Source organism: Deinococcus sp. JMULE3, from assembly GCF_013337115.1.
Lineage (GTDB): Bacteria > Deinococcota > Deinococci > Deinococcales > Deinococcaceae > Deinococcus.
Window position 1 is genome coordinate 67182 of sequence record NZ_SGWE01000003.1, and the last position, 26910, is coordinate 94091.

A 26910-nucleotide genomic window follows, 5' to 3' on the forward strand; every position below is an offset into this window, starting at 1 on the left:
TACGGTGGGCAGATGCGGAACGTGCTGCTGATCGGATTGGTGCTGCTGGGGCTGGGCTCGTGCAAGAAGCAGGAGGCGCAGCCTGCGGCAGCTGGAGCGTCGGCCCCTGCCGCCGGGACCGCTGAGCAGGCAGGGACGGGAACAGCGTTTGCCCGGGCGTCCGACCAGTACCTGATCGACACGAAGGCCGTGAAGAGCGACTGTGCCGGGCTGCTGGGCGATCAGATGTACGGCGCGGTGCAGAAGGTCAGCAGCGGCGCGGGCGGGCTGGTGTGCGGCCGGATGACGCTGGGGGCGGACACGACGCGAGAAATGATCGACATCGCGCATGGGCGCAATCAGGCGTCCCCGTGGGAGGACGGGCCGTTCACGAGCGGGATCTTCGCGATTGAGGACAACGCGACGATGACGGCGATGATCTTCCCGGAGCAAAACGCGCTGGTGCTGGCCAGGAACGACTAACGGCTGCGCAGGGCCAGCTGGAGTTGCTTGGAGAACAGTTCCGCCATGCGCCGGGCGGCGAACACCTGCGCGCCGGTGATCACGGGTCCGGGGAGCCACCAGGCCTGCCCGGAGCGTCCGACGGTGTACGGCTGGGACGGGTCGGCCTGCGCTTCGGCCTGGGCCTGGAGCTGCGCGGGGTCCACGTCGTCCCGGCCGTACTCGATCAGGGACGCGTAGGGGCTGTCGCTGCTGACGGTGACGCGGATGCCGGTGCGGGTGGCGCGAGCCCTGGCGTCCAGGGACCGCAGGTAGTCCTCGGTCCGCTGGTACGCGCCGGGCGTGGTGTTGTAGATGTTCGCCTGCGCGCCCAGGATCAGGTGCCCGCAGGTTTCCGCTTCGACCCGCGCGGCGATGGCGGGAAGTTCGTCACAGGCGTCAAGTACGCCCTGGAACAGGGCGCGCAGGGCGCGGTCGTCCACGTCGATGCCACTCACGGTTTCCTCCCCAGGGCGCTGGCGATCCGGTCGAAGCGGCGCGCTTCCTCCGCCTCACGCCGGGCGATGCGGGCCTCGCGGGTGTGCTCCCACGGGTGCGCGATCTGGTCGAGCTGTTCGACGTGATCGTTGAAGGGTTTCAGCGTGTGGTACGCCTCGCCCGGACCGGGGCGGCCACTGGGGTTCTTCGGGTCGACCAGCTGCTGCCCGAGCTTCAGGCCCGCGGCGAGGCTGAGGTCGCGCAGCTGCGTGAGGCGCCGTTCGGCGTCCCGTTCCCCCTCGATGGTGGCGGCCCGGGCGATCAGGCGGTCGGGCATGGCCATGACGGCGTCGTAGCGGTGCACGCCGAACACGCGGATCACGTACTCGTCGAAGGTGCTGTCTGGAGGCCCTGGAGGCGCTGCTGGTACAGGGCGGTCAGTTTCGCCTGCCGCGCCCTTGCCCGCGTCACCAGGGCCGTCAGTTTTCCCTCGGTGTCATCCACGTCGTTCAGCACCCACATCGCGTCAAGCAGCGCGAGACGGTCGGGCCAGCTGAGTAGCACCGGCGGGGACTGACCGCGCAGGCTGGCCTGCACGAGCCGGTCGAAACGCTGCCAGAGGTTCGGGTCGACGTCGTCCTCGCTGATGTCGTCCCAGTGCTCTCGCATCGCGCCGAGGCCCACGGTGAACGTGAGCAGGTCGAGGAGGTGCGCGTCGACGTGCGCGGCGCTCCAGGCGTGCAGGGTGACGGTGCCGGTGCTGAGCGGCACGGTGGTGCGGACGATGATCATGCCCGCAGGCCTCGCGCGGCGGGGCGGGCGAGGTCCTGCAGAGCGCGCCGCAGGCCTGCGTCCGGGTCCGGACAGCCCAGCTGGCGCAGCACGTCCAGCATCAGGCTGGTCGGGATCGTCGCGGCGTGGGCGGCCGGCGCGCGGCGGTTCAGTTCGTCGGCGATGTGGTCGGGGGAAATCATGGCTCTCCTGTTGGTGGTAGCGGAGGGGTGGGCCGCCCACGCCGGGAAATGGGGGGCGTGAGCGGCGCGGCGGTCAGGGTGCGGCAGGTTCGGGGAGGGCCTCGCCGTCCAGGGCGAGCAGCAGGGCGTTCAGTTTGCTCAGGGGCAGCGTGAAGACCGCGCCGTACGGGGTGATGTTCGCGTCGAAGCCCGCGAATTCCGGGCCGAGTTCGTAGGTGAAGGCGCGGACCGTCACCAGGAACTGCGGGACATCGCGGGTGCCCTGGCGGTCCGTGCCGTTGCTCTGCAGGGCGGCGCGCTGGTGCCAGAACACCCGGATCTCGCGGTCCGGGTCGATGCCGGGGCGTTTGGCGATGACGATCACGCGGGTGAGGACGCTGGCGCCCGGGTTGAACGCCGCCATCTTGACGCCCGCCAGATCGGGGTCGGTCAGTTCGGCGCTGGGCGCTCCGGCATGCAGCGCCAGGACGTTGGCGTCCGGGGTGAGGCAGGGCAGTTCGTACGTGACGGTCACGTCCGTGATTTCCTCGTCCACGACGATGGGCGGGCCACCCTCGGGGTTCAGGGCGCGGATCGGGTCGCGGCTGACGTCGCTGCCCGCGACGATCACGGCATCCTCAGGGAACAGGCCCATGTCAATGAATCCGGTGATGCCCTCGAAAGGTTCGACCGGGTCGACGAGGACGACGCGACCTTCGCGCAGCAGGTTCGCGGCGAGGTGCGCGGTGGTGGCGTTCATGGCCTTGAAGGGAGCAGTCTGGGTCATGGGGAACCTCCGGGGTTCAGGTGGGTGGCAGTTCGCCGTGCAGGAGTTCGATGGCGTACACCGCGCGGCTCATCACGGCGCGGCCCGGCAGGGGGGTGAGGGCGGGAGGCTGCTGGAGGACGTACCAGCTGACGTCGCCGGGCGCTCCGGCGACCGCCTCGCGGATCTGGTGGGCCAGGGTGGCGGCGGCGGTGGAGGTGGTGGCGACGGCGGCGACGGGCGTCCAGTACTCCTCGCCGGTGATGGGGCGCGGCCACTCGATCTGGACGTATCCGAGTGGGCGGCTGGCGAGGTACGCGCCGAGGCCGCGTTCCCCGGCGCCGATGGCGGGGCGGCGCTGTTCGTCGACCGGCGCGGCCTGCAGGGGGAGTTGCTGCTCGTCGGGCAGGAGGACGTTCACGCCGGGCAGCGCGGCGCTGATCTTCCGGCGCAGGTCGAGGGGGACGTTCTGCATCACGGCCTCCGGAGGACGCAGGTGCCGACGCGGATGCCGGTGAAGTCGCTCACCTGTCCGTATTCCAGGATTTCGAGGGTGCCGTCGTCGAAGTCCGTGGCGGCCGCGCCGGGGAACGGGGGGCGGTCCTGGGGGCGGACCTTCAGGATGCGGAGGTCCTCGAACGGCACGCGGCGTTCCGTGGCGACGGCCCGCCACCTGGACTGTTCGTCCGGCTTGAGCCGCTGCGGGTCGGTCACGCCGCACCGGACCTCCCAGGTGTGCTCCCCGAGGGTGAAGGTCAGCTGGTGGCGGAAGATCAGGCCCGCGTTCGCCTGGATCTCCCAGCCCGCCTCGGCGCGCAGGGCGGCCAGTTCCGGATCTGGGGCGAGGCTCACCGGTCACCCCCGATGCCGTACCCGGTGATGTCCGGGGCGGGGTTGGCACTCCTGGGTCCGCCGCTGCTGGGGCTGGCGGGGTCCGCCTCGGCTTCCGCTGCCTTGAGCCAGCCCTGGAACACCTCGACGCGCCCGAGGATGTCCCGTTCGGTCGTGATGTCGCCCTCCGCGCGGAACTTGTCGGCGCGGCGCATCAGGGCCGTGATGGCGTTGGTCAGCGCGGTGACCCGGACCCGCGCCTGCTGCTGCCGGGGCGTGCCGCCCTGCTCGGCGGCCAGCTGTTCCCACAGCGTGACGCGCCGCGTGAACGCCGCCTCGTCGAGGCCCAGGTCGGTGCCGGTCAGGCCGTACAGTCCCTCGAGGCGGTCGACGGTCGTCAGGGCCGGGGGGTTTTCCGAGGCGGTCACCCCGGTCAGCCCTGGAAGTGCGTGGCGACGGTCTGCACGATCTTCTTGGCCTGGTCGTCGCTGATGTCGGGCAGCTGGGTGAGCTGCCCGGCGGTGAAGCCCTGCAGGCTCTCGTAGGTGGTCAGGCCGAACGTGGCGAGCACGCCGCGGCGGCTGAAGTTGCTGGGCAGTTCCGTGCCGGCCCTGGTGGGGTACAGCGCGGCGTACCCGGCAGCCACGGCCTTCGCGCTGGCCAGTTCGCGGTCCTTCTCGGCCAGGGCGCGGTCCCTGTCCGCCTGCGTGCCGTGCCCGGTGGCAAGTTCGGTCTTGAGCGAGGCGGTCGCGGTGCGGATGTCGTCGACGCTGCTGACCGGGCCGAGCAGGGCGTGGAGGGGCGTGAAGTCCACGCTGGTCCCGGCGGCGCGCAGGTCCGCGTTCTCCTGACGCAGCCGGGTGAGTTCGTCCGCCTGCGCGCGGGCCTGCTGCTGCGCGTCGTACGCCTCGGGGTTCTTCCGGCGTTCACTCTCGGCCCTGGTGATCAGGAAAGCCTGCTCTCCCCCACTGGCGTACTTCTCGACCTGGCTCTCGCTGATGGTGAGGTCGTCGGGCGGGAAGAGGGTGTTCTCGTAGTAGAAGCGGCTGTCGTGCCACAGGGGCTTGACGACGACGTGGGTCTTTTTCGGTGCGGGCATGGTGCCTCCTGGGCGGGAGTAGGGACGCAGGCCCGTCACGGGGACGGACCTGCGGGTTCAGCCGGTCGGGCCGGGGGTGGGGATCAGTTGCGCTGGCCGCGCACGAGGATGACGCCTTCCTTCGCGCGCACCTCGGCGGCGGCGACGTCGCTGACCTTCGTGGAGATGATGTGCTCGCCGAAAGACCCCATGTTGTCGAATTCGACGATCTCGGGGATTTTCGTGAGCAGGCGGGGGCCGGTTTCGAATCCGGCGAGCGTGGCGAATTCGACCGGCTGGAGGCTGCGGTCGGCGACGATCCAGTCGCGGTTGCTCATGCCGCGCGCGATGTCGGCCGCGTCGATGGGCGCCTCGGTGATGATCGCCTCGCTGTGCAGGTCGCCCTTCTGGTACATGGGGTTGTCGTTGGGCGTCTGGGTGGGGGTGCCGTTCGCGCCGCCCACGATCTGCACGGTGGGGGCGGTCAGGGCGCGGCGGGCGACGGCGCGGTACGTGCCGGGCACGAACACGTCGGTCAGGTTGGCGCTGTACACGCGGCCGTCGATCAGCTGCTCGCCGAGGTAGGCGTCGGCCGCTTCGAGGTTGCTGATGTTCGGCCCGAGGTTCGCGTCGGGCAGGTCGAGGAACGTCCCGCCGCGGCGGATCGCGTCGAGGATCAGCCACGCGCGGGTGCGGGCGCCGTTCTGCCCGAGTTCGAACAGGGCGTCCTCGTACTCGCCGAGCTTGTTGTTCAGCACGGCTTCCCAGGTGAGGTCGAAGCCGTCTTCGAGGTTCAGGAGGCTGTACGTGGTGCCGCGCCCGACCCAGCTGTTCCGGGTGTGGGTGGTGCCCTCGGCGCGGACGTTCAGGAAGCGGTGGGCGAGGTTCACGCCGCCGCCGGCCGTGATGGGGCTGAGGTCGGTGCGGGTGCGGCGGCGCACCAGCATGAACAGGTCGGTGGCGAAGGAGGGCAGCGGGTCGAGGCGTTCGAGTTCGCGGGTCGCGCCGATCGCGTAGGTCAGGTCGCTGCTGGTGATGGTCTCCAGGGCGCGCACCTGGCGCTGCAGGCCGGGGAAGTCGCGGGTGTGCTCGGCGTGGCGTTCCAGCGCCGCCTCGTACGCCCTGGGGTTGTCGAGGCGCAGCTCGGCGCCCTTGCGCAGCTGCTCTTTGAAGCGCTGGCCGTAGAAGCCTTCGTAGAAGCGTTTGGTGCCGCGCATGGCGAGGGTGAGTGCGGTGAGGCGGTCGGGGCTTTCGCCGCGGAGCAGGGGGGTGTGCTTGGCGGCTTCGCGCAGGCCGTAGCGGAGACTGACGACGTCGGTGTTGGTGGACATGTGGGCCCTCCTGGGGCGTGAGAGGCGGGGTGCGGAAACGCGCCGCCCGGGTGGGGGCGGCGCGTGGGGCGACGGTGGTTCAGAGCTGGACGGGGGTCAGGTCGGGCTGCGGTACCGGCGCGGTGTTGGCGGGAATGCCGACGCCCCAGCCGCCGCGCGGCGCGGCGATGGGGAGGGCGTACCCGATGAAGTCGCTGGTCGCGGTGAGGGTCAGGTCGCCGTCGGCTGCGCGGTAGATGCCCTGCCCGCCCTGCGTGCCGGGGGGCAGCGTGCCCAGGTCGAGCACCAGCGTGATGCCGGGCAGGATGCAGCTGGCCTCGCCGTTCTTCAGGCCCTGGGGGACCTTGCCGAGGGTGCGCAGGGCGGCGGTGGCGACGTCGGTCTGCGGGATGACGCGCAGGCCGCTGGGGCCGTACGTGGTGGGGATGCCGTTGGTGGCGATCAGGGGGAGGGGCAGCGCGATCTTCAGGCCTTCCCCGGTTTCAGCTTTGTACACAGCGTTGTTCATGAGTGCCTCCGTGGCGGTGAGGGGCGGTGGGCCGGTGCGGGTGCGGGCGTGGTCAGTTGCGCAGGCCCTGGATCAGGCCGTTGCTGAGCAGGCCAGCGCCGACGCCTTCGGTGGTGCGCTGGGCGGGGTTGTCGTTGTCGCCGCCGGGCAGGGTCGGGCCGCTCGGAGCGGGGCGCTGGGTGCTCTCGGTGGTGCGGCCGCCGAGCATGTGCTGGCGCAGGCTGACTTCCTTGGTGACGACGCCCTGCGCGGCCTCGTTGCTGGTGGCGCTGACGGCCGCTTCGACGAGCTGGTCGCGCCACACCCTGGCGAGGTCGATGGTGGTCGCGCCTTCCTGGTAGGGGGCGAGTTCGGGCAGGTTGGCGGCCTTGATGGCGTCGTCGACCATGCGGGTGCGGCTTTCGCGCACGCCGTTGCTGCGTTCGGTCTGGAGTTCACTGCGGGCCGTGTCACGCTCGGTCGTGAGGTTCACGACCTGGGCCTGCAGGCCGGGCACCTTCGCGGCCTCGACGGCGGTGGTTTCGGTCTCGGTGGCGATTTCTTCCAGCACCGCCTGGTATTCGGCGGGGTGGTCGGCCTTGACCTGTTCGAGGCTCCTGCCCAGGCGGGTGGTGAGGGCGGTGATCTTGGGGTGGTGTTTCACGGTGGTCTCCTGTGCCGGCGCGGGGGCCGGACTTGGGGTGGGGGCAGGCTGAGGCGCGGGCTGGGGCTTGGTGGGGGGCGGGGCGAACCCGCCGCTTTCGGCCGTGACCTGCCCGATGGCGTTGGCGGGCAGCGCGACGAAGTCGATGGTGAGGAACGTCAGGTCGTCGCCGGTGACGGAGATCTCCGTTTCCGGGTCGAGCAGGCCGGTCGGGTCGGCGATGCCGAGGTCCCCGAACCGTTTCCACTTGACGCTGCTGTACCCGTTCGTGCTGATGCCGACGAACACGCCATCCGCGATCAGCTGCTGGATGAGCTGCCCGCTTTCACTGCGGGTGTACAGGCCCTCCCCCACCACGACGGCGTGGCGGGCGACGCTGCCGCTGCCGGGCGGCCACTCGATGTCCATCTCCTCGATGCTGAGCTTCGTCCAGATGCCGCCGATGGCCTTGAGGTTGCCCTTCCAGCCGTCCTCCCAGCCGGGGTGTTCGACGAGCGCGGTGAGCTTCCCGACTTGCATGTCCGCCTGGGCGCGGGCGATGGCGCCCTCGTAGGCGCTGCGGGGGTAGAAGCGCCAGTTGAGGTTGATGATGTCGCACACCGCGATGTTCGCCTTGAACGGCACCTGCTCGCTGCCGCCTTCGGCTTCGAGCACCTGGATCTTCCCGAGGTGCACGGCGCGTTCGTGCAGGCTGACGCCCTTGTCGGTCTGCCCGTCGCGCACGCCGCGCTCCCGCAGGGTTTCCGGCGTGACGCGGGGTGGGGCGGCCGGGGCACTCTCCTGCAGGAGAGTCATGCCGGGCGGCACGGGGCGAATGGACGCCGCCGCACCCAGGGCGAGTGCGGCGGTCAAACAGGGACTACGGATTTTCATGCGAGGGTGCCTCCTATTCGGCGAGGTGCTGCTGTCCGGGCAGGCCGGGGCCGCGCGTCGTGGCGCGGGACCAGCCGATGTTCAGGACGTCCTGAGCGCCACCGAACGGCTGCACCTGGAAGCCGCGGCGGGTCAGGTCGCGGCGCACGGCGAGCAGCTGGTCCGGGTTGAGGTGAAAGGGGCGCAGGTCGAGCTGCACGCCGGTCAGGCCCGCGGGACCGCTGGCGGCGTCGCGGATCTGGGTGTCGGCGTGCTCCAGCGCGGGCCGGATCGCCTCCCGGTTGCGGTCCGCGTGGCCCTGCTGGGCGTGCGCGGCGAGCTGGGCGGCGTGGGCAGCGTCGATGGGGTCGGTCATAGGGGCACCTCGGGGGCAGGGGCTGCGAGCTCGGGGCGGCTGGGGGCACGTCACGGGGTGCCCGGTGCGGGCGGGGGGTTGTCCTGCAGGGCGGTCGCGCCGCGTTCCTTCTCGCGGGCGGCGTCGAAGCCGATGTCGCTGGTGAGGGTCTGCGCGCTGGCGTACCCGTGTGTCGCGGCGAATTCAGCGCGGCGGATGATCATCTCCAGGCTTTCCTCGCGGATCTCGGGGAACTCGATGGGGAAGTCGATCAGGTCGATGGGCACGCGGCGGCGGCTGCCTTTGCTGGCCTGCCACCGGCGGTCGCGGCCGCCCCGGCGGATCACCTCGGCGCGGAGCGTGCGGACGATGGTGTGCCGGAAGGCCGCCTGGCGTTTGTTCGCGAGGCGGATGCTGGGCAGGCCCATGGCCTCGGCGGTGGTGCGGGTGGCGCCGCCGCCCTCGCCGAAGTAATGCTCGGGCATACCGCCGATCGTCAGGGCCACCATGCGCAGGATGAGCTTCATGTCCTGCGCGGCGTCCGCGGCGCCCTGCGCGGGCTTCAGGAAGTCCAGGCTTTCGTTCACGCCGTCGTACTTCACGCCACTGGCGTCGGTGTACCCGGGCTGGTGGATCAGCGGGATGACGCCACCCTGCTCGGGCAGGTGCCGGAAGCCCAGGGCTTTCATCCGCCAGCCGTGCACGCCGCCGTCCCGCACGCCGTTGGCGTCCTCGCCGTTCGGGTCGAGGAACGCCTTGTACACCGCGAGGATGCGCTGCTGCAACTGGTGAACGTTCAGCCGCATGTTCATCATGTTCACGTACGCGATGGCGAAGTCCGCGGCGCCCAGCGCGACCGGGAAGCCGCGCGGATCGTTGTAGAACGCGTTGTGGGCGTTCCACACGAACTGCCCCTGCTCCCAGGTGAGTTTCTGCTGATCAGCCAGTTCCAGACTGAGCCGCTCCGCCATGTCGCTCGGCGTGGCGCCACGCCGGGTGTTGAAGTCCACCGTGAACCCGCTCATGTCCACGTCGATCAGGCCGATCAGCGCGGGCACGTCCGGCGGCGGGGCGTCCGGGCCGGTCGGGAACACCACGGCCTGCTCCCCGTCGAGCATCCACTCGTTGATCATGCGGCTGCTGATCACGTGTTCCAGGCTGTTCGCCATCCAGAAGTCGTCGAGGATCTGCTGGAGGCCCTTGTCGGCCAGGGTGCCGTACCGGATGGCGTCCCCGACGAGGAACGCGGCGGCCAGCTCCACGGCGATCTGGAACAGGCCGTTGGCGTGGTACAGGGTGCGGCACGTCTGCCGGGCGAAGGCGCGGCTGAAGCCGTACCGGCCGTAGATGCCTGCGCCGGCGCTGGGCGCGCCGTCACGCCAGCCGGGGTTGAACATGGTCGGGTCGAACGCGGGGGGCTGCCCGCCGCGGATCTGCACCGCGCGGGTCTCCTGCGAACGCCGGAGGGGCTGGCCGTCCGGGCCGTAGAGCGTTGTCACGGGTGATCACCTCCTAGTCGAGACTGCCGGGGCCGAGCTGGGCGGCGGCGGCACGAGGTTTGGGTTGCGGGGTGTCTTTCAGTGCGTTGTATGCGCCGCTGGTGGCGTCCACGTCGTCGTCGTGCACGCCGGGCGTGGGGAACTTCTCCAGGGTGCGGAGGTACGCTTCGTTCCAGTCGGCGCGCTTGATACGGACGTTCTTCCCTTCCGCCTGGGCGCTGAACGGTCCGAACCGCACCACCTTGGCCTTGCTGACCGGGAAGACCCGCGTGTTGAAGCGGGACAGCAGGCGGACGTAATTGGCCGCGTCGGACTTCCCGGCTGATCCGGGGTCCTGTTCGATGCCGATGGTGACGTTCAGGCCGTACGTCTGGTGGTCCATCTCGGCCGTCGCGAGGATCATCTGCTCGACGGTCATGGGGCCGCCGCGGAAGCGGACGACGTCCTCGATGTAGATCAGGCCGTCCTCGGCGATCGCCATGAGCACCCCGACGGTCCAGTCGGGGTCCGGACTGTCTTTCGTGACTTCGGTCGCGGCGCGGTCCCAGTAGCGGATGCGGCGGGCTGCGCGGGGCGCGGCGTCCACGAACTGCACCCAGCTGCGGCGGAACAGCGTCCCTTCCTTCGCCTTGGCCTTCCAGTTCCCGTCGAGCAGCTTGGCCCGCTCCACCGTGTCCAGCACCATCAGGTTCGCGCGGTACGCCGGGTCGGCGTTCACGAGCACCTGGTTGTCCTGCAGGCTGGCCGGGATGAACGTGAGGCTCTTGACCTGCTCGGCGCTCAGGCCCGCGTGCGGGATCTGCTCCAGCACCTGCTCGGGCGTGTCGCCCCAGATCATCACGCCGCCCTCGCGCACGAAGTACCGGAGCACGCCGCCGCGCTCCAGGATCGGGAAGCCGTACCGGGGGTTCGGTTCGCCGTCCGGGAGCAGCTCGTCCTGATCGATCCACCACGCGATCAGGTCCGCCACCCAGGAGTCCGGGTCGGGGTTCGTGCTCGCGCGGATGTACGGCCGGATGCCGCTCGTCGAACGGTTCCGGCTGAACATGTACCAGAACTGCGACGCCAGGAAGTGCGTCAGCTCGTCGTATTCGATCAGGACGATCTGCGAGCCCTGGTAGGCCTGCACGTCATCCTGCCGCTGGAGGTGATCAAAGCCGATCTTCGCGCCGCTCGGGAAGAAGAACGTCTTTTCGTTGCGGTTGCTGCGCGCCGTGAACATCGGGTACAGCTGGGACGCTTCGTCCCACAGACCGCCCTCGTTGAAGATCTGCACGCCCTCCCGGCGGAAGATCACGCAGCCGAACTTCGGGTTGTGAATGTGCCGGAGCGGCTCGACCAGCAGGGACCAGGACTTACCTAGCCACCCCCGGCAGCGCCGCCGTAGATCACGATGTCGGCGGGCGACTCGAAGAACTGCGTCTGCGGCCCAGGCTGCGGCCTGAGCTCTTTCACTGCTGGGGGTTGGGGTTCACCCCCCTTCCGGCGCGTCACGGCGCGCCCCCGTCCCGCCCGTTGCTGGGCAGCACCACCACGGTCGCAGCAGTGAGCGGCGCGCCGTTCTCACCCGTGACCTCGTGGCGTTCCTTGAACATCCCCAGCACCTTCGCGCCCATCTCCACGCCGTCCAGCCAGTCGTACACCTCGATCACGTCCCCGTACTTCGTGGGTTTCACGCTCTTGATGTACCGGGTCAGGCCCTTCTGCATGGCCAGCTCGTAGCAGAGCACGCGCTTGGTGACCATCACGGTCTCCAGCGTCACGCGCGTCGCGTCCGGATTCACCGCCAGAACCTCGACGTACTCCATCGCCTCTCTCTGAAGCGCGAGCAGCCGCTCCCCCTGGAGCTTCAGGGTGGCCTCGTCGACCCCCTCCTGTCCGTTCACGTACGACCGCAGCGCGTCCAGTTTCCGCTGCACCAGCGGCAGCAGATCCGCCACGCGCCGGGACACGTACTCCTCTGCCGGCACCTGGATCTCCCGCTCGATCTCAGAGCGGTCGAACGTACGCAGGTCCTGGATGTCCCCGCGGATGTCATGCGCGCCGAAGCCGTTCGCGTCGAGGCCCGCGAGGTACGCTTCCCAGACTCTAAGTCGCTTTAAGACCTGGCTGCCCTGCACGTGGGCGGTCTGTTCGCTGTAGCCCGCGAGGCGGGCGGCTTCGGTGTTGTTCTTCTTTTCCAGTTTGTACCGGATGAAGAGCCGTTCGCGGGGGGTGCAGAGGCGGAGTTTGGCCTGGAATTCGGTTTCCTGGGGGGTCAGCTCGATGTCTTTTTTCGGGCTGGGCGGTGTTTTTTCTGTTTTGGCGGGTGCCCGTGGGCTCCGCTTGGGGGTGTGTTTCCTGGGGGCCACGGGGTTCACCTCGCTTGGCTGGGAGTGGATCAGGTGCCGTCGCTGCGGCCGTTGCTGGGGATGATGACGACAGCGGCGGGAGCGGCGGGGAGGGCTTCGCCGTCGGGGCCGCTGAGTTCGACGCTGGTGCGTTGTTTGCCCCACCGTTCTGGGTGGCTGCGTTCGAGGTACCACGCGTCTGCCTTCCAGTTGCCTTTCTGGCCGCTGACGCGGATGCGGGCGACGCTTTCGATCTCAGCGCTGGCGCGGGCTTCGAGCACGGCCGCGCGGAACTCGCGGTAGATGGTGTTGCCGTCGCCGGACTTCTCGCCGCGTTTCATCCACTCGTAGTACGTGTCGGGGTTGATGCCGACGTAGTCGCAGCAGGTTTCGATCCAGTTCCCGGCGCGGATGGCGCGGAGGAACTTCGACTGGACGTCGGCGGTGAGTTTGGTTTTCCGGCCGGGGGTGGCCACGGTGATCACCTCGCATGGGTGGGGTGCGGCCCGCGCTCCGGGGTGGGAGGCGGGCCGCTGGGGGGTGGGTTAGCGCCGGGCTGCTCTGAGCTGGGCGAAGGCGCGGGTGGGCGTCCAGCCGTCGTTGGCGAGCGTGACCAGCTGGCGGACTTGCATGGCACTCAGGCCAGGGTGCTGCTGGAGGTGTGCCTGGATCTGCTCGGTTGTCCAGGGGGTGCGCTGCACGAGTTCGCGCTGGATGTTGTCGTTCATCGGTCTCCGGGGGTGAGGATGGTCTGCCGGATGTGCTGGGCGATGGCGCGGGTCATGAGCGGGGGGACGCTGTTGCCGATGCCGTTCCAGGCGTTCACGAAGTCGTCGATCGGGTCGCCGGTGGTCGCGAACTGGTACGGGTCAGGGAACGACCCGAGGCGTTTGAGTTCGGGGATGGTCATGAGGCGCGGCCAGCGCCAGTGGTACAGCCCGTTGTTCGCGCGGCCGTCGCGCTGCACGCCGACCGTCTTGAGGATGGTGGGGGCGGGCCGGTCCGGGTGGATCTTGCTGTGACTGAACATGTGGCCGCGCGGGTGCAGGTCCTTGAAGCTACGGCCGTCGCCGGTGCGGGCCCAGACCGGGAGCCACTTGTCGTGGAGTTTCATGCCGTCCTGCACGTCGGGCAGTCCGTGGAGGGCCTGCCGAACCGTGATCACGCCGGTCTGCGGTGAGGGCAGGGTGGGCTGAATGCCGAGGTCCTCACGCACGCCGATGACGATGAGTCTGGTGCGGGACTGCGGGACGCCCAGGTACTTGGCGTTGATCAGGCCGCTGACAGTGCGGTACCCGGGTCCGGCGGTGCGCAGCGCGTCGATGGCTTCCTGGTAGATCTGGATCATCTGCCCGGTGACCATGCCGCGCACGTTCTCCATCACGAACACCCTGGGCTGGAGTCCGTCGAGGAGACGGACGAACTCGCGGAACAGCTGATTGCGGGGGTCGTCGAGTTGCCGCGTGCCGGTCATGCTGAACCCCTGGCAGGGCGGGCTGCCGTCGAACAGGTCGAGTTCGCCGGGTCGGAGGCCGGTGCGGCGCAGGACCTCGGCGACGCTCAGCTGCGCGATGTCCCCGTGGTAGACGTCCAGGGCGGGGTAGTTCAGGCGCAGGGTGTCGGCGGCGTGCTGGTCCCATTCGACGGCGAGCAGTTCGTGGTACCCGGCCATGTGGTAGCCGGTGCTGCTGCCGCCCCGTCCGGCGAAGGTGCTGATGACGGTCGGGGCGTCCGGGGCGCGGGGGGCGGTGGCGTCTGCCCAGGCCCGCTGGAGTTCTGCCGGGTAGCTGGGTTGCCTGATGAACCAGGGCGTCACGCCTGGATGGTCTCGCCGCAGTGCGGGCAGGTCAGGGTCCGGAGCGCCGGGGCGGGTAGGCTGGCGGGCGGCAGGGTGGGGGCGTGCGCGGCGGGCTGCGCGTGGGCGGCCTGGGGGGCACTGCCCGCGGCGGGTGCGGTCGGGGCGCTGGGCGGCATAGCGGGGGTGGGGGCCGGGGCCGCGAGGCGGGCTGGGTCAGGGTCAGGTACCGCGTGGAAGCTGGCGGGCAGTTCGCCGCCGATCTTCTCCTGCAGCATCTCCAGGTCCGTGGGCGTGAAGCCCGTCCCGTACAGGGTGGGGTCGAGGTGGCTGAGTTCTTCGAGCACGTCGAGCAGCAGCGCATCGTCCCACCCGCCGAGTTCCTTCGTGCGGGTGTCGCTCAGGGCGTAGCCGTCCACCTCACCGGGGTTGAGCTGGATGTGGATGGTGACGACCTGCCACTGATCGCCGACGACCGTGACGCGGCGTGGGGCCTTGCGGCCTTCGGCCTGGTCGATGAGCATCGCGGCGAGCACGCCGTGCCCGGCGGCGATGCGGCCGCTGGTGTCGTCGATCAGGATCGGGGAGCCGTACCCGTATTTTCCGAGACTGGCCGCGATGGCCTCCAGGTCGTGCCGCCTGGGGTTGCGGTCCCACGCGAGGGTGGCGAGGTGCTGGATGTCGTGCTGGCCGAGGCGGTGACTCTGGATCTTGGGGGTCATCTGGGCTCCTGTTCGAGGTCGTGGAAGGTGCGGCCGTCATGGCGGGTGGCGATCAGCCCGGTCGCGTCTCGCATGCGGCGGATGATCTGGTCGCAGTAGTGCGGGTCGAGTTCGTTGAGGACACCAATCCGGCCTGCCTGGTGGGCGGCGAGCATGGTGCTGCCACTCCCCCCGAAGGGGTCCATGACGATGTCGCCTGGCCTGCTGGAGTTCAGGATCATCCGGCGGATGAGGTTGGGTGGCTTCATGGTGGGGTGCAGGTCGTTCCGGGTGGGTTTGTTCTCGTACATGGCCGTGCTGAAGTCCCGGATCTGGGTGAGAAGGTCCACCAGCTCGCCTTTGCTGAGCTTGGTCAGGTCGGCGCTGCCGTCGATCACCGTGGTGTTGGTGAAGTCCTGCCCGAAGTAGTGCCCGGCGCCCAGCTTCCAGCCGTACAGCATGGGCTCGTGCCGCCAGTTGTAGTCCTGGCGGCTCATGACGGCGGCGTTCTTCACCCAGACGATGGTCTGCGAGTACTTCAGTCCGGCCGAGTCGAAGCCCTGCCGGAACGCGACGCCTTCCACCTCGGCGTAGGCGACGTAGATGCACGCACCGGGCTGCATGACGCTGGCCGTGGCGCTCATGGCGGCCGCGATGAACTGCCGGAACTGCTCCGGGGTCATCGCGTCGTTCTGGATCTTCAGCCGGTCCTTGGTTTTGCCCTCGTAGTTCACGTTGTACGGAGGGTCGGTCCAGACCAGCCGCACCTGCAGGCCCGCGGTGAGCCGCTGGAGCTGGTGGGGGTCGGTGCTGTCCCCACAGCTTAGGCGATGCTCACCGATCGTCCAGAGGTCGCCGGGGCGGGTGACGGGCGTGGCCTGCAGGGGCGGGACGTCATCCTCGTCGGTGAGGAGTTCGCGCTGCACCTCTCCGGCCAGTTCGGTCAGGAGGGCGTCGTGGTCCGCCTCGCTGTACCCGGTGCCGTCCAGGCCCTGGCCTGCGCGCAGCTGGTCGAGCAGGCGGCGCAGCGCTTCCGGGTCGCGCGTGGCGCGTTCGGCGTAGCGGTTGTCGGCCAGCAGGATGACCCGGGCGCGGTCGTCGTCGACGTCCACCCAGAAGACCGGCACGTGCGTGAGCCCGGCGAGGATCGCGCCGCGCCAGCGGTGTTCGCCGACCAGGATCTGCCCGGTGCTGCGCTGCACCGTGACGGTGCCCCACCAGCCCGAGGCGCGGATGCTCTCGGCAATCTCCTCGGGATTGTTGCGATTCGGGTTGAGCGGGTGGGGTTTGAGGTCGTGTACCGGCACGAGTTCGGTCTGGTCGTTCAGCAGGCGGGCGGTCGGGGTCGGGGTCATGGGCTCCAATGCGGCCCGCCCCGCCGGCACGGGGCTGGCGGGGCGGGTGGGGGGGGGGTCAGTTGGTGTGGCGGGGGGGGCGGTCGATCAGGCCCGCGCCGGTCAGGACCTCGCGCAGGCTGCCCGCGACGGTGCGGGCGTAGGGGCTGGTGGCGCTGCGTTCCAGATCGTCCAGCACGGACGTGGCGGTGGTCAGGTGCATGTTCATGATCACCCGGTACTCGCCGGTGCTGGTGTTCCGAACGACGTTGATCTCGACGGCCCTGTGCGGGTCGCCGCTGCTGCTATCCTCCACGGTGATTCCTCCACAATTTTTGGAATCCCGAGGCCGTTGCTTCCAGGCTCGTGGCCTCGGGTGAGGCCATGTTACCGGGCGGACGTGACGGCGTGTGAACGTGCTCGCGTGCGTGCAGGTCGAACGGTAGGCGCGTGAGCGTGTGAGCATGACAGCGTGAGCGCCTGTGTGCGGGTGAACGGTCACGAGTCAGGCTGGAAAAGCAGCGCAGGCACGCGCTGGGCGTGCCTGAGAGTGGACTGAGGGCAGAGTAATGCGAGTCTAGGGGAATGTTCGGGCGCGGTCAATGCGGCGCCTACGTTTCGAGGTCGTGCACGACAGGCACGCCGTGCGTGTAGGAGTCCAGGGCGTCGGCGAGACCATAGACGACGTCCGTGATCTGGTCCTCCTCCCGCTCAATCGGGTCGCTGATCGCGTCATACACCCACTGCGGCGTCCTGGCTTCCCAGTGGACGTCCGGCTCGTCGCCGCGGCCCTTCTGGCGCTCCGGGACCGGGGTGAGCGTGCGGCGGACCGCCTCCAGGGCGTGCACGGCGCGGGGGTACCGCTGCTTGATGTGGCGGCGCAGGCTCAGGCCTTCCCCGTCGCGGTGCCACACCAGTTCCAGCGGGTCGGGCGCCTTGCCGCTCTTGCCGGGGTCGTCGAAGCGGGTGAGCAGGTCGATCAGCTGCCGCCAGCCGTCCACGCCCACCTGAATGCCACTGTCCCGCTCGATGTCCGGGCCGTTCAGGACAGTGAGGCTGTTGCTGCCGCGCTGCACCGTGCTCTCCCCTGCCCGGTCGGCCGCGCCGGGCAGCGTCAGGGCCGTGCCCCACACCGCGAGGAACTCGAACTGGAAGCGGCGCAGGACCGGCGCGGCGGGCGACTGCCCCGGCACGGGCGGCACGGTGACGGGCAACTTGATCCAGAACCGCTCGGCGTTGTGCCAGCGGCCCACCTGGGCGTCGGCGCGTCGGGCGCGCTTCACGGCGCGGGCGTGCCCCTGGTACGCGGCGTTGGCGGCCAGGGCCCGCTCGGCGAGGCGCTGCGCGTCGGCGACGCGGCCCGTGCTCAGGGCGACGCACGCCTGGATGGCGGCGTTGTGCCCGGCCATGAACGCGTCGACCATCCCGGCGCTGTTCGGGTCGGCGGCGCGGTTGGTGGGGCTGTACCCGGCGCGGTCCCGGAAGGCCTGCCCGGTGACCAGGGCGTGGGCGATCAGGTTGTGATGCTCGCGGTGCTCCTGGCTGGGCCGCACTTCCGCGAGGGTCCACTCGCCCGTGGAGGTGCGGCCCGCTTCGAGCAGCGCCGCGCGCGGGCAGACGCATGGGAAGGGGTGTGTGGCGCGGCTGGCCGTGATCTGGATCTGGTGGGGTTCGAGGTGCTCGGCGCTCTCCCCTGCCCGGCGCACCACGGCCCCGCAGCCGCGAACCGGGCAGGGCAGGTGGGTGGGCGTCGGGCTGGACTTCGCGCGGGTGCGGGTGGTCATACGGGCTCCCGTGCGTGCAGGAGGGCGTGCAGGCTAGCAGTCACGCGGGCAGGCTAGCACGCTGTCATGATGTCGTGATGTCACGGGAGCGAGGTGTCAAGGGAGCGGGGTGTCACGCGGGCAGGTTGATTCGCTCCCACGCGGTCAGGGGCGGAACTCCAGAATCCGCCGGGCGAGCTGCTCCAGGTCCTGCAGGTCGCTCAGCGTCTGGTTCACGGCCGGGAAGTCCGGGGCGGCGGTGCGCATGCTCTCCCGGGTCAGTTCCAGCAGCACCCACTGTCCCGTGGTCAGCCCGTAGGCGGGGTGGGCGTCCCGTGCGCGCTCCGGCAGAGGCTGCGGCACCAGGGACGGCGGGAGGGAGACCGTGGGGCGGGGACGGCGCGAGGCCGCCCGCAGCGCTTCACCCACCACCTGCCCAGCCGGGCGGGGGTCGGGGGCCTGCACCGGGATCTCGACTGGCGGTTGCGCCTCGAGCGCCGGGGGGTCACTTTGCGGTTGATCGGAAAGGATCCGCGCCGCACTTTGCGATTGCTCGACGCGCTGCACGCCCTGCCGATCCTCGATCTGCCGGCGGGTGGCCCGGCGCTCGGCGCCGCTGCACCGGGCCATCAGCTGGCCGCCGTGCTGCCCGCGCGGGCGCTGCTGCTGAACCCGCCGCGGCTGACGGTCGGGGCGCTGTACGTGTTGACCCGGCCGGTGGGGGAGAGCTGCAGGCCACTGCGGGCGACCTTCCCGGTCTGGTCGTAGCCGAGGTAGGACGTGCCGCTGGCGCCGCGGCTGGTGTACGGCCCCCAGTAGATGACGCGGCCGCTGCTGCCGACCCGCTCACCCGCGCAGGGGTTGGTGAGGCCGCGCTGGAGTTCGCGCTTGTACGCCACGCGGCACTCCGCGTCGGTGCGGAACGCGCGGCGGCCGTACCCGTCGAGATCCACGTCGTCCGCGCACGCGGCGAGCAGGGCAGGCAGGGCAGTGGCCAGGAGAGGCAGGTGGAATTTCTTCATAGGGTGACCTCGGGGAGGGGAGAGGTGATCGGTGGGGAACGGCTGGACATCTGTGCTCACAAGCTCACCCACTCACGTGGTGTCAGGTGAGCGGGCTCGCATGGGTGCGTGTCGGCGTCCAGGCTGACGAGCATTTCGACCTCGTACGCGGCCGAGCGGTCGTGAGCGTGACTCGGATCGGGTGGCAGATCCTAAATCAACCGGCGGGGTGGGGCGGCGAGCTCTTCTGGGACTGCCTACGGCTCCTCGGAATGCCGTTCCCAACCGACAGGACATCAGTGTCAGGTGCTGAGCCAACCCTAAACGGGATGGAGTATATTTTTGATGTATGGGACAGAAACAACATTATGTACCTAAAAGTTATCTAAGAAATTTTTTAAATAATGAAAGTGGCAACTTTGTTGTATATGATAAGCTGAGCAATTCAAAGCGCTTAGGCAAAGCCAATAATCAGATTGCAGCTGAGGATGATTTCTATAAAGCAAATCCTTCCATTTTTAGCATTGAAGTGGATGATAATGTTATTGAAAAATTTTTTTCTGAACACGCAGATTCAAGGCCCAGCAAATTTCCAGAATATTGTGCAGACTTAGGGAATGGTAGAATTAGCATCGAAAGATTTAAAGAACTCTGCGTGGTGTACATTTATTTTCAGTTTGTGAGAGTTCCACAAGAATTGCCAAAAGAGCGAAGATCCGAAGAATCAAAAATAGATCATATTAGATATATGTTTAATAGGAATCGAATTGAAAGATTTACCCGAAGAGCATTATCTGCGAAGTGGGTAATATTAAAAGGTTCAAACGAATTCCCAATATTTACCAGCGATAACCCCGTTATACCTTTCTACAATAATGAAGAAGGTGCATCATTTGATCTAAATACATTTATGAATAAAACCTACGATATCGGATCTGATGCCTTTTCCTTCAATTTTATATTCCCCATCACGAAGGATTACATCATTTATATATACGATTCCGAAGAGAGAGACACATTTAGTAGCAATGGAAGTGTAATCAACTTAGATGAAGCATTGTATAGAAAACTAGCGATGGCTATTGCCAATTCAGGCGTCAGAATTCTAATTTTCCCCTCGGATGAATCTTTTACAACGGCATATCATTACTTAGATTTTGAATTGCTATCTCAGATAAAAATGCACTAGATACATTAATGAATCTACGAGATTCTTCTTGAGTAATACTTATTAAGTAATTATCGATCAAAAACCATACTGGACGCCATAAACATCTCCGCCGTCATTCCGTATGGGTGAGTCGCAACCATCTGAAACGTACCCGACCTCAGTAATGCAGTGTTCAATCGCACCGTCGTCCGTATCATGTGCACTCCGCAGGGAGGTCCAATGGTTGGAATGCATTGATTGCCAATTATTCAAACTTAAGTCGCCACAGAGAGGTATTGAGGCAGCTTAGAACTCGTTTCACAACTCCATCCAGCGTCGAACGCATTCAAATTGACGTCCGCCGATCGTGGAAAGGCCCTGACTACCCTTCAAAACGCACAGTAGGCAGCAGAAAGTCGGCTCCTGTACGGTATTTCTGCGATGAAAACCCTTGGGAACCGACCACCTCACGATACCTTGCAGACCGCCTTGCGGTCTGCTTTCCCTGTGGACGCCCGCCGCCTCGTCGTCTTCACGGCACTGATCCTGGCGGTCATTCAGGCGCGCACCGTCGTCCTGTACAGCTTGAAGACACACGTCGCTCTCCCAGGCTCGTTGACGACTCGGTATCAGCGGCTCTGCCGGTTCGTCCAGTTCCCGTTTCCTGAGGCGCTGTTCCCCCGATTCGCCTTGTCCTTTCTCCCGCCCGGCCCAGTCGACCTCATTCTCGACCGCACCAACTGGAAACTTGGACAGCAGGACGTCAATATTCTCCTGCTCTCTGCCGTGTGGAACGGGTTCAGTTTGCCGCTGATGTGGACACTGCTCCCGCACGGGGGGGCCAGTCGTTCCTGTGTCCGGGAAGCGCTCGTGGAGCGCTTCCTGAAGCTCTGCCCAGATCGGGAGATCCGGTGCCTGCTCGCGGATCGTGAATTCATTGGGCAGCACTGGTTTCGATTCCTCGACCAGCACGGGATTGCGCCCTGCATTCGTCTCCCAGCTCGCGCTACGATCGGCGCGTACTGCATGCCGGTCTGGGCAGTCTTCAAGAACCTTCAGGTGGGTGAAGTCAGGGTCTGGCATCGCCAGACCCGCATCTACGGTGTGAATCTGCGGGTGGCGGCCACGAAAAACGCAGCCGGTGAAATGCTGTACCTGGCGTATCGGGGCCACGCCCTGCCGAACATGCGCCGGTATGCCCTGCGCTGGCAAACAGAGAATCTGCACGCCGCGTTGAAAACCAGAGGGTTCAACCTGGAAGATACGGGTCTGACACGCGCCGAACGAGTGTCTTCGCTCCTGACGGTCGTCAGCGTCGCCTTCATCTGGGCGTGCGTGACGGGCGAGGTCGTAGCACGTCGAACGGCGACCAAAGTAAGGAAACACGGACACCGTGCGGTGTCCGTGTTTCGACTCGGGCTTGATCATCTCCAAGATCTTCTGCTGCATCCGTCCGGCGCATCCTGGCGCGCCTTGAGCACACTCATGCCCCGTTTTGAGGGGTAGTCAGCAATAAGCCTCCCCAGCTTTTGTGCTAAACGGCATTCAATCTTTTTTACAGGAAATCACGCCACAGGAAGTCACACCATAAAATTACGTTCCTTTAGTTCAAACAGTTTAATGTTTAAAGTTATGTTCTAAAACATTAATTATTTATTTAACTTCCGCCATGACTCCACACTTGCGCCAACCAGTCGAGCTGAGACTGTTACGCTCATCGAAATTCAAGACATCGGGGGTACTTCAATGCGTGCCATTGCGCTCATTTGTCTCTTCGTCTGCCTGCTTGTCTCATCAGCACAGGCTTTCGCTGGCATAACGAGAGGTGATCTACATGGCTCATCCTTTAAACAGGACATGAGTACTTCGGCTGTCCAGCCGACCATCTATCTATTTGTCAGACCGGACTGCTCATCCTGTGCATTACAAATCTCGCATTTGGCCGTAATACAGAAGCAACTTGGCGGCATCCGAGTTTCGCTCATCGTTCCAGATGAAGCGGTCGCTCGAAGAACTCTGCTGGCTGGCAGCTCTATAACTGCGGAAGTACAAGAGGACAGGGACGCCAAAATCGCCGTCCAGTACGGCTTAAAATCCATCCCTGCAATCGTATTTGTCGACTCAGGGAGTGTCATTCGGGGATTCTACGAAGGTCTACTGTCATTAGAGGAATTGGAGAAGTTGGCAAGTGAATTTTCTCAAGGTGATTTGAAAACTGTGTTGTACGCCAAAGGTGCCCCCGGCGCCAGAGCTACGCCAATAGAAGGTGTGGCTTGGATTGACTCCAGGTATACATTGCTGGTCTTCCATCAATTTGATTGTGAATTTTGCAGGCAAGAATTGCCTAAAGTCATCCAGTTAAGCTATGACAAGCCAAGTCTGCGGATGTTTGTGATCGCTCCAAGTAATATAAGCGAAACGCAATCTCAATTTAAGAGTGCTGGCGCAAAAAACAACATAGATATTTTATCTGATGAGTTAAGTAATCGAAAAATATATAATGAGTATAACGTCAAAGCAACGCCGACATTCATACTCATCAATGAACTTGGGGAGATCACATGGAGACTTACTGGATCAGGCACAGGCAACACATCTTTGCAGAAGATACCCATTAGGTGATGTCTACGAAGGTTGCGAAGGGAGAAATCATGAAAGGATTTGTCAGTGTCTTCGTTCTTTTGGCCCTGTCGTGGGGTGGGGGGCAGTCGCGCAGGCGCAAGCTGGAGACGCGGCTTCGAGTGCTCCAGCAGGAGCTTTGGTTGGGGCAAACCTGCCGGAGGTGAGCGTCTCCACCACTGGCAGCGCCGCGTCCACCCCGGTGTCCGCTGATGCTGCTTGGGCAGCCCTCGTAGAGGAAAACGCTGGTGAGGCGGAACCGCAGGACCTTTTGGATTGTTTCTTGAGATGCTCACTGCTGTGCCCACGTGCAGTTTCGCCGCCGCTTGTTGCCGCGTGCTACATTGCTTGTACGGCAGTGTGCGAGGCCAACAGTCAATAGCTTTGGATGAGTAACTTGAGGGGCCTCTCGTGCCCCTCAAAAAATATTGAGGCGGTGGGCGACAATGCAAATCAACCCAACTGAGTTCTTGGTTCCTGGAGAGTTCGTTTTCCAGATGGCGACTGGACAGGAATTGCACCGAAAAGTCTCTCAAATTGATGACCAACGATTCGAGGTCATTAGTTCAATGGGCGACTCCGAAGCCGGAGAAACCAAAGAAGTGTATTTGGTGGCCCCGGACGGAATTTACTGCCACGGAGCCCAGATTCCTCGCAGTGAGAATGGCGACGATGTGCGATCGTCTAGCCCTGTCCTTGAGTTGCCAGCAGCAGCTGAGCATGGTCAGACGGTTGCCAAGAGTGACCGATTAGAAGATGGGCAACTGTCGCTCTTAGACGTGACGAAGTGGGAAGAACGGCCGTGTTACGTAGTTCGTACGGCTACAGATGCGATCACTTTCGACCGCTGGTGGGTTGCTGGGCTCGGAATCGTACGCGAGCGTTTCGAGTGGCCCCAGGAAGCGATTGTCAATGAGTGGGAGCTTGTTCGGCGGAAGTGAGGTCGTGGGCCGCTTCGGCTCAAACATTCGGGGTAAATAATGCACCCACGCTGTGCGGAAGGCTCGATCACGCGCAAGACGCTCTGGCCGGACCACCCTTACTGGGGCACGCGTTTGAGCGCCAGACGCTGGAGGCGAAGCGACAGTTGGTGAATTGTTGGAGTGTCTCATTGCAATTGACGGCGAAGAGGGCCCCCGGTGTGGGGGCCCTCTCTTATTTATTCCGGTATGAGCGAGCGACGGAAGACCGAGTTGGGAAGTACTCCGTGTATGGCGAATCTTCAGCTTGACCCATCAACCACCGCAAGAACGGCGTTTGTGTGCCCAGCAGCTTCTCACCGCAAACGAGCTAGTTCCAAAAAGGCCCGCCCAAGTGCCCAGCGTTTCCGAAAGTACGGTGTCCACCGGCAAACAGCGCCTGTGAGAGCGAGGGGCTTCCAGTCCACCCGAGCTCCTAAGTGTCAACGACCTGACTACCCTTCAAAACGCACAGTAGGCAGCAGAAAGTCGGCTCCTGTACGGTATTTCTGCGATGAAAACCCTTGGGAACCGACCACCTCACGATACCTTGCAGACCGCCTTGCGGTCTGCTTTCCCTGTGGACGCCCGCCGCCTCGTCGTCTTCACGGCACTGATCCTGGCGGTCATTCAGGCGCGCACCGTCGTCCTGTACAGCTTGAAGACACACGTCGCTCTCCCAGGCTCGTTGACGACTCGGTATCAGCGGCTCTGCCGGTTCGTCCAGTTCCCGTTTCCTGAGGCGCTGTTCCCCCGATTCGCCTTGTCCTTTCTCCCGCCCGGCCCAGTCGACCTCATTCTCGACCGCACCAACTGGAAACTTGGACAGCAGGACGTCAATATTGTCCTGCTCTCTGCCGTGTGGAACGGGTTCAGTTTGCCGCTGATGTGGACACTGCTCCCGCACGGGGGGGCCAGTCGTTCCTGTGTCCGGGAAGCGCTCGTGGAGCGCTTCCTGAAGCTCTGCCCAGATCGGGAGATCCGGTGCCTGCTCGCGGATCGTGAATTCATTGGGCAGCACTGGTTTCGATTCCTCGACCAGCACGGGATTGCGCCCTGCATTCGTCTCCCAGCTCGCGCTACGATCGGCGCGTACTGCATGCCGGTCTGGGCAGTCTTCAAGAACCTTCAGGTGGGTGAAGTCAGGGTCTGGCATCGCCAGACCCGCATCTACGGTGTGAATCTGCGGGTGGCGGCCACGAAAAACGCAGCCGGTGAAATGCTGTACCTGGCGTATCGGGGCCGCGCCCTGCCGAACATGCGCCGGTATGCCCTGCGCTGGCAAACAGAGAATCTGCACGCCGCGTTGAAAACCAGAGGGTTCAACCTGGAAGATACGGGTCTGACACGCGCCGAACGAGTGTCTTCGCTCCTGACGGTCGTCAGCGTCGCCTTCATCTGGGCGTGCGTGACGGGCGAGGTCGTAGCACGTCGAACGGCGACCAAAGTAAAGAAACACGGACACCGTGCGGTGTCCGTGTTTCGACTCGGGCTTGATCATCTCCAAGATCTTCTGCTGCATCCGTCCGGCGCATCCTGGCGCGCCTTGAGCACACTCATGCCCCGTTTTGAGGGGTAGTCAGGGAAAGGCCTCATCTCCGCCGCTCCTCGAGTAGCTCGCGTGCCAGCTCCGTCACAGCCTCGTCGTCATCCAAAGTCGCTTCCAAGAGCACGTCGTCGACGCTCACGTCTTTGATCATCGCAAGCGGAAGAAGTGCCGCTTGTTTGACACTCGACCCAGCTGGCGAGTGCAGCAGTTGTTGGAGGGCAAGGAGAGATGACGCGTCACCCCACCCCTCCAAAAGCCAGCACGCATGTATCTTCAAATCATCCGGGAAAGGTGCGATGAGCACCTCATTCAAGAAGGAGGTCGGGGCGTCCCCAACGATCATGCGACCGACATCCAGCGCCTCTTCCTGGTCCTGCCCTTGAGTTTCTTGCATGCGGCGCCAAGCGAGACTCAGCGCCTCCTGCCGAGACTTGTCGTCCAGAACCCGAACTTGAGTGATGAGGTGGCCGATATCGCCTTGACGACGAGCCGCGATGAGGTGTTCGACCAGTTTCGCGATGCCAGAATCCACCCTACTATTTTGCCTCCGATATCACGCCACCCCTCATGCAACATGCCGCTCGAGGGCGCGAGCGCACAGCAATGTGCAAGCCAACAGATGAAGTCCGAAGAAGCGCTCAGCGTCACGCTCCCCGCGCCAACGAAGTCGCCTGAAGCCGTTGAACCAACTGAGCGTCCGTTCAACGACCCAACGGTGGCGGCCCAAACGCTCGCTCGACTCGATCCCCCGACGAGCGATGCGCGGTTGGATACCGCGGGCGCGGCAGGCTTGACGGCACCGTGCGGAATCGTATGCTTTGTCAGCGTGCACCTTATCGGGTCTTCGTTGTGGTCGTCCTCGCCGTCCAGTGCGTAGGGATGGAACGGCGTCCAGAAGAGTTTCGAACATCTTGCTGTCGTGGGTGTTTGCCCCCGAGAGCAGGACCGCGAGGGGAAGTCCCTACCGATCCACGAGGAGGTGACGTTTGGTCCCGAGTTTGCCGCGGTCGGTGGGGTTACGGCCGGTTAGATCCCCCCTTTTACGGCGCGGACGCTCGCCGAGTCGAGGGCGGCGCGGCTCCAATCCACACAACCCAAGGCTTGGAGTTGATGGAGGAGGACGTGATGCGCGGCCTGCCATACTCCGGCAATTTGCCAGTCACGCAAGCGTCGCCAGCACGTGACGCCGCTGGGAAAGCCATAGCCTTTGGGAAGAGCGTTCCAGCGAATGCCCTCCTTGAGGACATAGACGATCCCAGCCAGGGTCGCTCGAGGACAAGCGAAGCGTCTGCCACCCTTGGGCTGTTCGACGGCAGGGAGGAGTGGCTCGACAAGCGCCCAGAGGCGGTCGGGGACGAGAGTTTCCACCATCCGGCCACCCTACTCCCCGGCTGTGAAACAGAGTCTTAGTGTCCCTCAGATCTTGCACCTGAATAGGTAGTCAAAACGCGCTCCCAGAGGAGAGAACTAGAGTGTGAACGACATCAGACTTTCCGGGAAGCGCGCTCGTATTCTGGCAGATCACCTGCTCTCCGCCCCCCGCACGATCTACCAGCAGCGCAGCGTTGAGGCTGCGCTCGGCATGTTCCTTTATCTGGGGCGGTCCTAGACGGGCTTGCCACATAGCCACGTGATCTCCTCACTCACGGCACGACCGCCACGAAGTGCCGCGCGAAGTGCTCGGCGTTCACGGTGAAGTGGTGGCCGTCCACGTGCAGGAGCGCGGCGGGTTGCGCGGGGCCGCGTCCGGCGACGTGCGTGGCGTGCGCGACGTAGGTCGCGGTCGCGCCGGTCGTCGTGTCCCGCACCATGATGCCTGCCGGGGTGGGGGCGTTCCAGGGGACGAGGTGCATCGCCCCGCCCTCGAACACGTCGGGGAAGCCGTGGCCGCTGCTGGCGCCGAAGATGGCCAGCAGCTCCCAGAACAGGAAGGTGTGCAGGCCGTCCACGTCCGCCTCGGTCGGTCTGAGCAGCC

General features: G+C 65.5%; 33 protein-coding genes and 3 pseudogenes. 7 read left to right on the plus strand and 29 right to left on the minus strand.

Annotated features, from left to right (window positions below; genetic code table 11):
• The first annotated feature begins 12 nt into the window (after positions 1-12).
• Positions 13-462, plus strand: a complete 450-nt coding sequence (locus tag EXW95_RS02680) for a hypothetical protein (RefSeq protein WP_174366144.1) — start codon at positions 13-15, stop codon at positions 460-462.
• Here EXW95_RS02680 and EXW95_RS02685 read toward each other — a convergent pair.
• The 26 genes and pseudogenes from EXW95_RS02685 to EXW95_RS02805 all read right to left on the minus strand — a co-directional run bounded on the left by EXW95_RS02685 (position 459) and on the right by EXW95_RS02805 (position 18679).
• Positions 459-938, minus strand: coding sequence for a hypothetical protein (locus EXW95_RS02685; protein WP_371809872.1), 480 nt, complete (start codon positions 936-938; stop codon positions 459-461). The two genes, EXW95_RS02680 and EXW95_RS02685, sit on opposite strands and share 4 nt — an antisense overlap.
• Positions 935-1300 (minus strand): hypothetical protein, encoded by a 366-nt coding sequence (locus tag EXW95_RS02690; RefSeq protein WP_174366145.1) that lies wholly within the window; start codon positions 1298-1300, stop codon positions 935-937. Before EXW95_RS02690 ends, EXW95_RS02685 begins: the two co-directional genes overlap by 4 nt.
• Complete coding sequence (locus tag EXW95_RS02695) at positions 1297-1710, minus strand: hypothetical protein (protein ID WP_174366146.1); 414 nt, start codon at positions 1708-1710, stop codon at positions 1297-1299. Before EXW95_RS02695 ends, EXW95_RS02690 begins: the two co-directional genes overlap by 4 nt.
• Positions 1707-1892: a hypothetical protein gene (locus EXW95_RS02700; protein ID WP_174366147.1), complete on the minus strand. Its 186-nt coding sequence runs from the start codon at positions 1890-1892 to the stop codon at positions 1707-1709. Before EXW95_RS02700 ends, EXW95_RS02695 begins: the two co-directional genes overlap by 4 nt.
• A 73-nt stretch (positions 1893-1965) precedes the next feature.
• Positions 1966-2658: a hypothetical protein gene (locus EXW95_RS02705; protein WP_254605467.1), complete on the minus strand. Its 693-nt coding sequence runs from the start codon at positions 2656-2658 to the stop codon at positions 1966-1968.
• 16 nt (positions 2659-2674) lie between these two features.
• The gene (locus EXW95_RS02710) at positions 2675-3112 is read right to left on the minus strand and encodes a hypothetical protein (protein ID WP_174366148.1); all 438 of its coding nucleotides are present in this window, start codon (positions 3110-3112) and stop codon (positions 2675-2677) included.
• Entirely contained in the window at positions 3112-3489 is a 378-nt protein-coding gene (locus EXW95_RS02715) for a hypothetical protein (protein ID WP_174366149.1), read from the minus strand. The genes EXW95_RS02710 and EXW95_RS02715 overlap by 1 nt, the downstream gene beginning before the upstream one ends.
• Complete coding sequence (locus EXW95_RS02720; RefSeq protein ID WP_174366150.1) at positions 3486-3896, minus strand: hypothetical protein; 411 nt, start codon at positions 3894-3896, stop codon at positions 3486-3488. The genes EXW95_RS02715 and EXW95_RS02720 overlap by 4 nt, the downstream gene beginning before the upstream one ends.
• Positions 3897-3901: 5 nt before the next feature.
• Complete coding sequence (locus tag EXW95_RS02725) at positions 3902-4567, minus strand: hypothetical protein (protein ID WP_174366151.1); 666 nt, start codon at positions 4565-4567, stop codon at positions 3902-3904.
• 83 nt (positions 4568-4650) lie between these two features.
• A complete protein-coding gene (locus EXW95_RS02730; RefSeq protein WP_174366152.1) occupies positions 4651-5877 on the minus strand; it encodes a hypothetical protein in 1227 nt (408 codons plus the stop codon).
• Positions 5878-5956: 79 nt separating this feature from the next.
• Positions 5957-6385 carry a hypothetical protein gene (locus EXW95_RS02735; protein ID WP_174366153.1) on the minus strand — a complete coding sequence of 143 codons (429 nt, stop codon included), beginning with the start codon at positions 6383-6385 and terminating at the stop codon, positions 5957-5959.
• 52 nt (positions 6386-6437) lie between these two features.
• Positions 6438-7880, minus strand: a complete 1443-nt coding sequence (locus EXW95_RS02740) for a hypothetical protein (RefSeq protein ID WP_174366154.1) — start codon at positions 7878-7880, stop codon at positions 6438-6440.
• 34 nt (positions 7881-7914) lie between these two features.
• Complete coding sequence (locus EXW95_RS02745) at positions 7915-8256, minus strand: hypothetical protein (RefSeq protein ID WP_174366155.1); 342 nt, start codon at positions 8254-8256, stop codon at positions 7915-7917.
• 50 nt (positions 8257-8306) lie between these two features.
• Positions 8307-9734: a hypothetical protein gene (locus EXW95_RS02750; RefSeq protein WP_174366156.1), complete on the minus strand. Its 1428-nt coding sequence runs from the start codon at positions 9732-9734 to the stop codon at positions 8307-8309.
• A 13-nt stretch (positions 9735-9747) separates the two neighbouring features.
• Positions 9748-10329: a phage terminase large subunit gene (gene terL, locus EXW95_RS20945; RefSeq protein WP_371809873.1), complete on the minus strand. Its 582-nt coding sequence runs from the start codon at positions 10327-10329 to the stop codon at positions 9748-9750.
• 3 nt (positions 10330-10332) lie between these two features.
• A pseudogene (locus tag EXW95_RS20950) lies at positions 10333-11085 on the minus strand (terminase large subunit domain-containing protein); the annotation flags it as partial.
• Between the two features lie 139 nt (positions 11086-11224).
• A complete protein-coding gene (locus EXW95_RS02760; protein ID WP_174366157.1) occupies positions 11225-12085 on the minus strand; it encodes a terminase small subunit in 861 nt (286 codons plus the stop codon).
• A gap of 29 nt (positions 12086-12114) precedes the next feature.
• Positions 12115-12540 (minus strand): hypothetical protein, encoded by a 426-nt coding sequence (locus EXW95_RS02765; protein WP_174366158.1) that lies wholly within the window; start codon positions 12538-12540, stop codon positions 12115-12117.
• Between the two features lie 69 nt (positions 12541-12609).
• A complete protein-coding gene (locus tag EXW95_RS02770; protein ID WP_174366159.1) occupies positions 12610-12792 on the minus strand; it encodes a hypothetical protein in 183 nt (60 codons plus the stop codon).
• Positions 12789-13880, minus strand: coding sequence for a DNA cytosine methyltransferase (locus EXW95_RS02775; protein WP_174366160.1), 1092 nt, complete (start codon positions 13878-13880; stop codon positions 12789-12791). Before EXW95_RS02775 ends, EXW95_RS02770 begins: the two co-directional genes overlap by 4 nt.
• Positions 13877-14581, minus strand: a complete 705-nt coding sequence (locus tag EXW95_RS02780; protein ID WP_174366161.1) for a hypothetical protein — start codon at positions 14579-14581, stop codon at positions 13877-13879. Before EXW95_RS02780 ends, EXW95_RS02775 begins: the two co-directional genes overlap by 4 nt.
• Positions 14578-15915 (minus strand): DNA methyltransferase, encoded by a 1338-nt coding sequence (locus EXW95_RS02785; protein WP_174366162.1) that lies wholly within the window; start codon positions 15913-15915, stop codon positions 14578-14580. Before EXW95_RS02785 ends, EXW95_RS02780 begins: the two co-directional genes overlap by 4 nt.
• 58 nt (positions 15916-15973) lie before the next feature.
• A complete protein-coding gene (locus EXW95_RS02790; RefSeq protein WP_174366163.1) occupies positions 15974-16210 on the minus strand; it encodes a hypothetical protein in 237 nt (78 codons plus the stop codon).
• 295 nt (positions 16211-16505) lie between these two features.
• Positions 16506-17678 (minus strand): hypothetical protein, encoded by a 1173-nt coding sequence (locus EXW95_RS02795; RefSeq protein ID WP_174366164.1) that lies wholly within the window; start codon positions 17676-17678, stop codon positions 16506-16508.
• A gap of 144 nt (positions 17679-17822) precedes the next feature.
• On the minus strand, positions 17823-18122 hold the full coding sequence (locus EXW95_RS02800) for a hypothetical protein (protein WP_174366165.1): 300 nt from the start codon (positions 18120-18122) through the stop codon (positions 17823-17825).
• Positions 18123-18286: 164 nt separating this feature from the next.
• Positions 18287-18679 (minus strand): hypothetical protein, encoded by a 393-nt coding sequence (locus tag EXW95_RS02805; RefSeq protein ID WP_174366166.1) that lies wholly within the window; start codon positions 18677-18679, stop codon positions 18287-18289.
• A gap of 328 nt (positions 18680-19007) precedes the next feature.
• Here EXW95_RS02805 and EXW95_RS02810 point away from each other — a divergent pair, with 328 nt between their 5' ends.
• The 5 genes from EXW95_RS02810 (at position 19008) to EXW95_RS02830 (ending at position 24965) form a co-directional block, all read left to right on the plus strand.
• Positions 19008-19847, plus strand: a complete 840-nt coding sequence (locus EXW95_RS02810; protein ID WP_174366167.1) for a DUF4238 domain-containing protein — start codon at positions 19008-19010, stop codon at positions 19845-19847.
• 402 nt (positions 19848-20249) lie between these two features.
• Positions 20250-21314 (plus strand): IS4 family transposase, encoded by a 1065-nt coding sequence (locus EXW95_RS02815; RefSeq protein WP_174366168.1) that lies wholly within the window; start codon positions 20250-20252, stop codon positions 21312-21314.
• A gap of 240 nt (positions 21315-21554) precedes the next feature.
• Complete coding sequence (locus tag EXW95_RS02820; RefSeq protein ID WP_174366169.1) at positions 21555-22430, plus strand: thioredoxin fold domain-containing protein; 876 nt, start codon at positions 21555-21557, stop codon at positions 22428-22430.
• Positions 22431-22873: 443 nt separating this feature from the next.
• The gene (locus tag EXW95_RS02825) at positions 22874-23368 is read left to right on the plus strand and encodes a hypothetical protein (protein ID WP_144012425.1); all 495 of its coding nucleotides are present in this window, start codon (positions 22874-22876) and stop codon (positions 23366-23368) included.
• 532 nt (positions 23369-23900) lie between these two features.
• Positions 23901-24965 carry an IS4 family transposase gene (locus EXW95_RS02830; protein ID WP_174366170.1) on the plus strand — a complete coding sequence of 355 codons (1065 nt, stop codon included), beginning with the start codon at positions 23901-23903 and terminating at the stop codon, positions 24963-24965.
• Positions 24966-24978: 13 nt separating this feature from the next.
• Here the strand turns inward: EXW95_RS02830 and EXW95_RS21240 are convergent, their stop codons facing one another.
• Positions 24979-25467 (minus strand): HEAT repeat domain-containing protein, encoded by a 489-nt coding sequence (locus EXW95_RS21240; protein WP_174366171.1) that lies wholly within the window; start codon positions 25465-25467, stop codon positions 24979-24981.
• 33 nt (positions 25468-25500) lie between these two features.
• Positions 25501-26306: pseudogene (locus tag EXW95_RS02840) on the minus strand (IS5 family transposase).
• 103 nt (positions 26307-26409) lie between these two features.
• On the opposite strand from EXW95_RS02840, the pseudogene EXW95_RS21245 reads away from it, so the two are divergent.
• A pseudogene (locus EXW95_RS21245) lies at positions 26410-26535 on the plus strand (IS701 family transposase); the annotation flags it as partial.
• Between the two features lie 43 nt (positions 26536-26578).
• Here EXW95_RS21245 and EXW95_RS02845 read toward each other — a convergent pair.
• Positions 26579-26910: hypothetical protein (locus EXW95_RS02845; protein WP_217449159.1), on the minus strand; the 332-nt coding region annotated here is incomplete at its 5' end.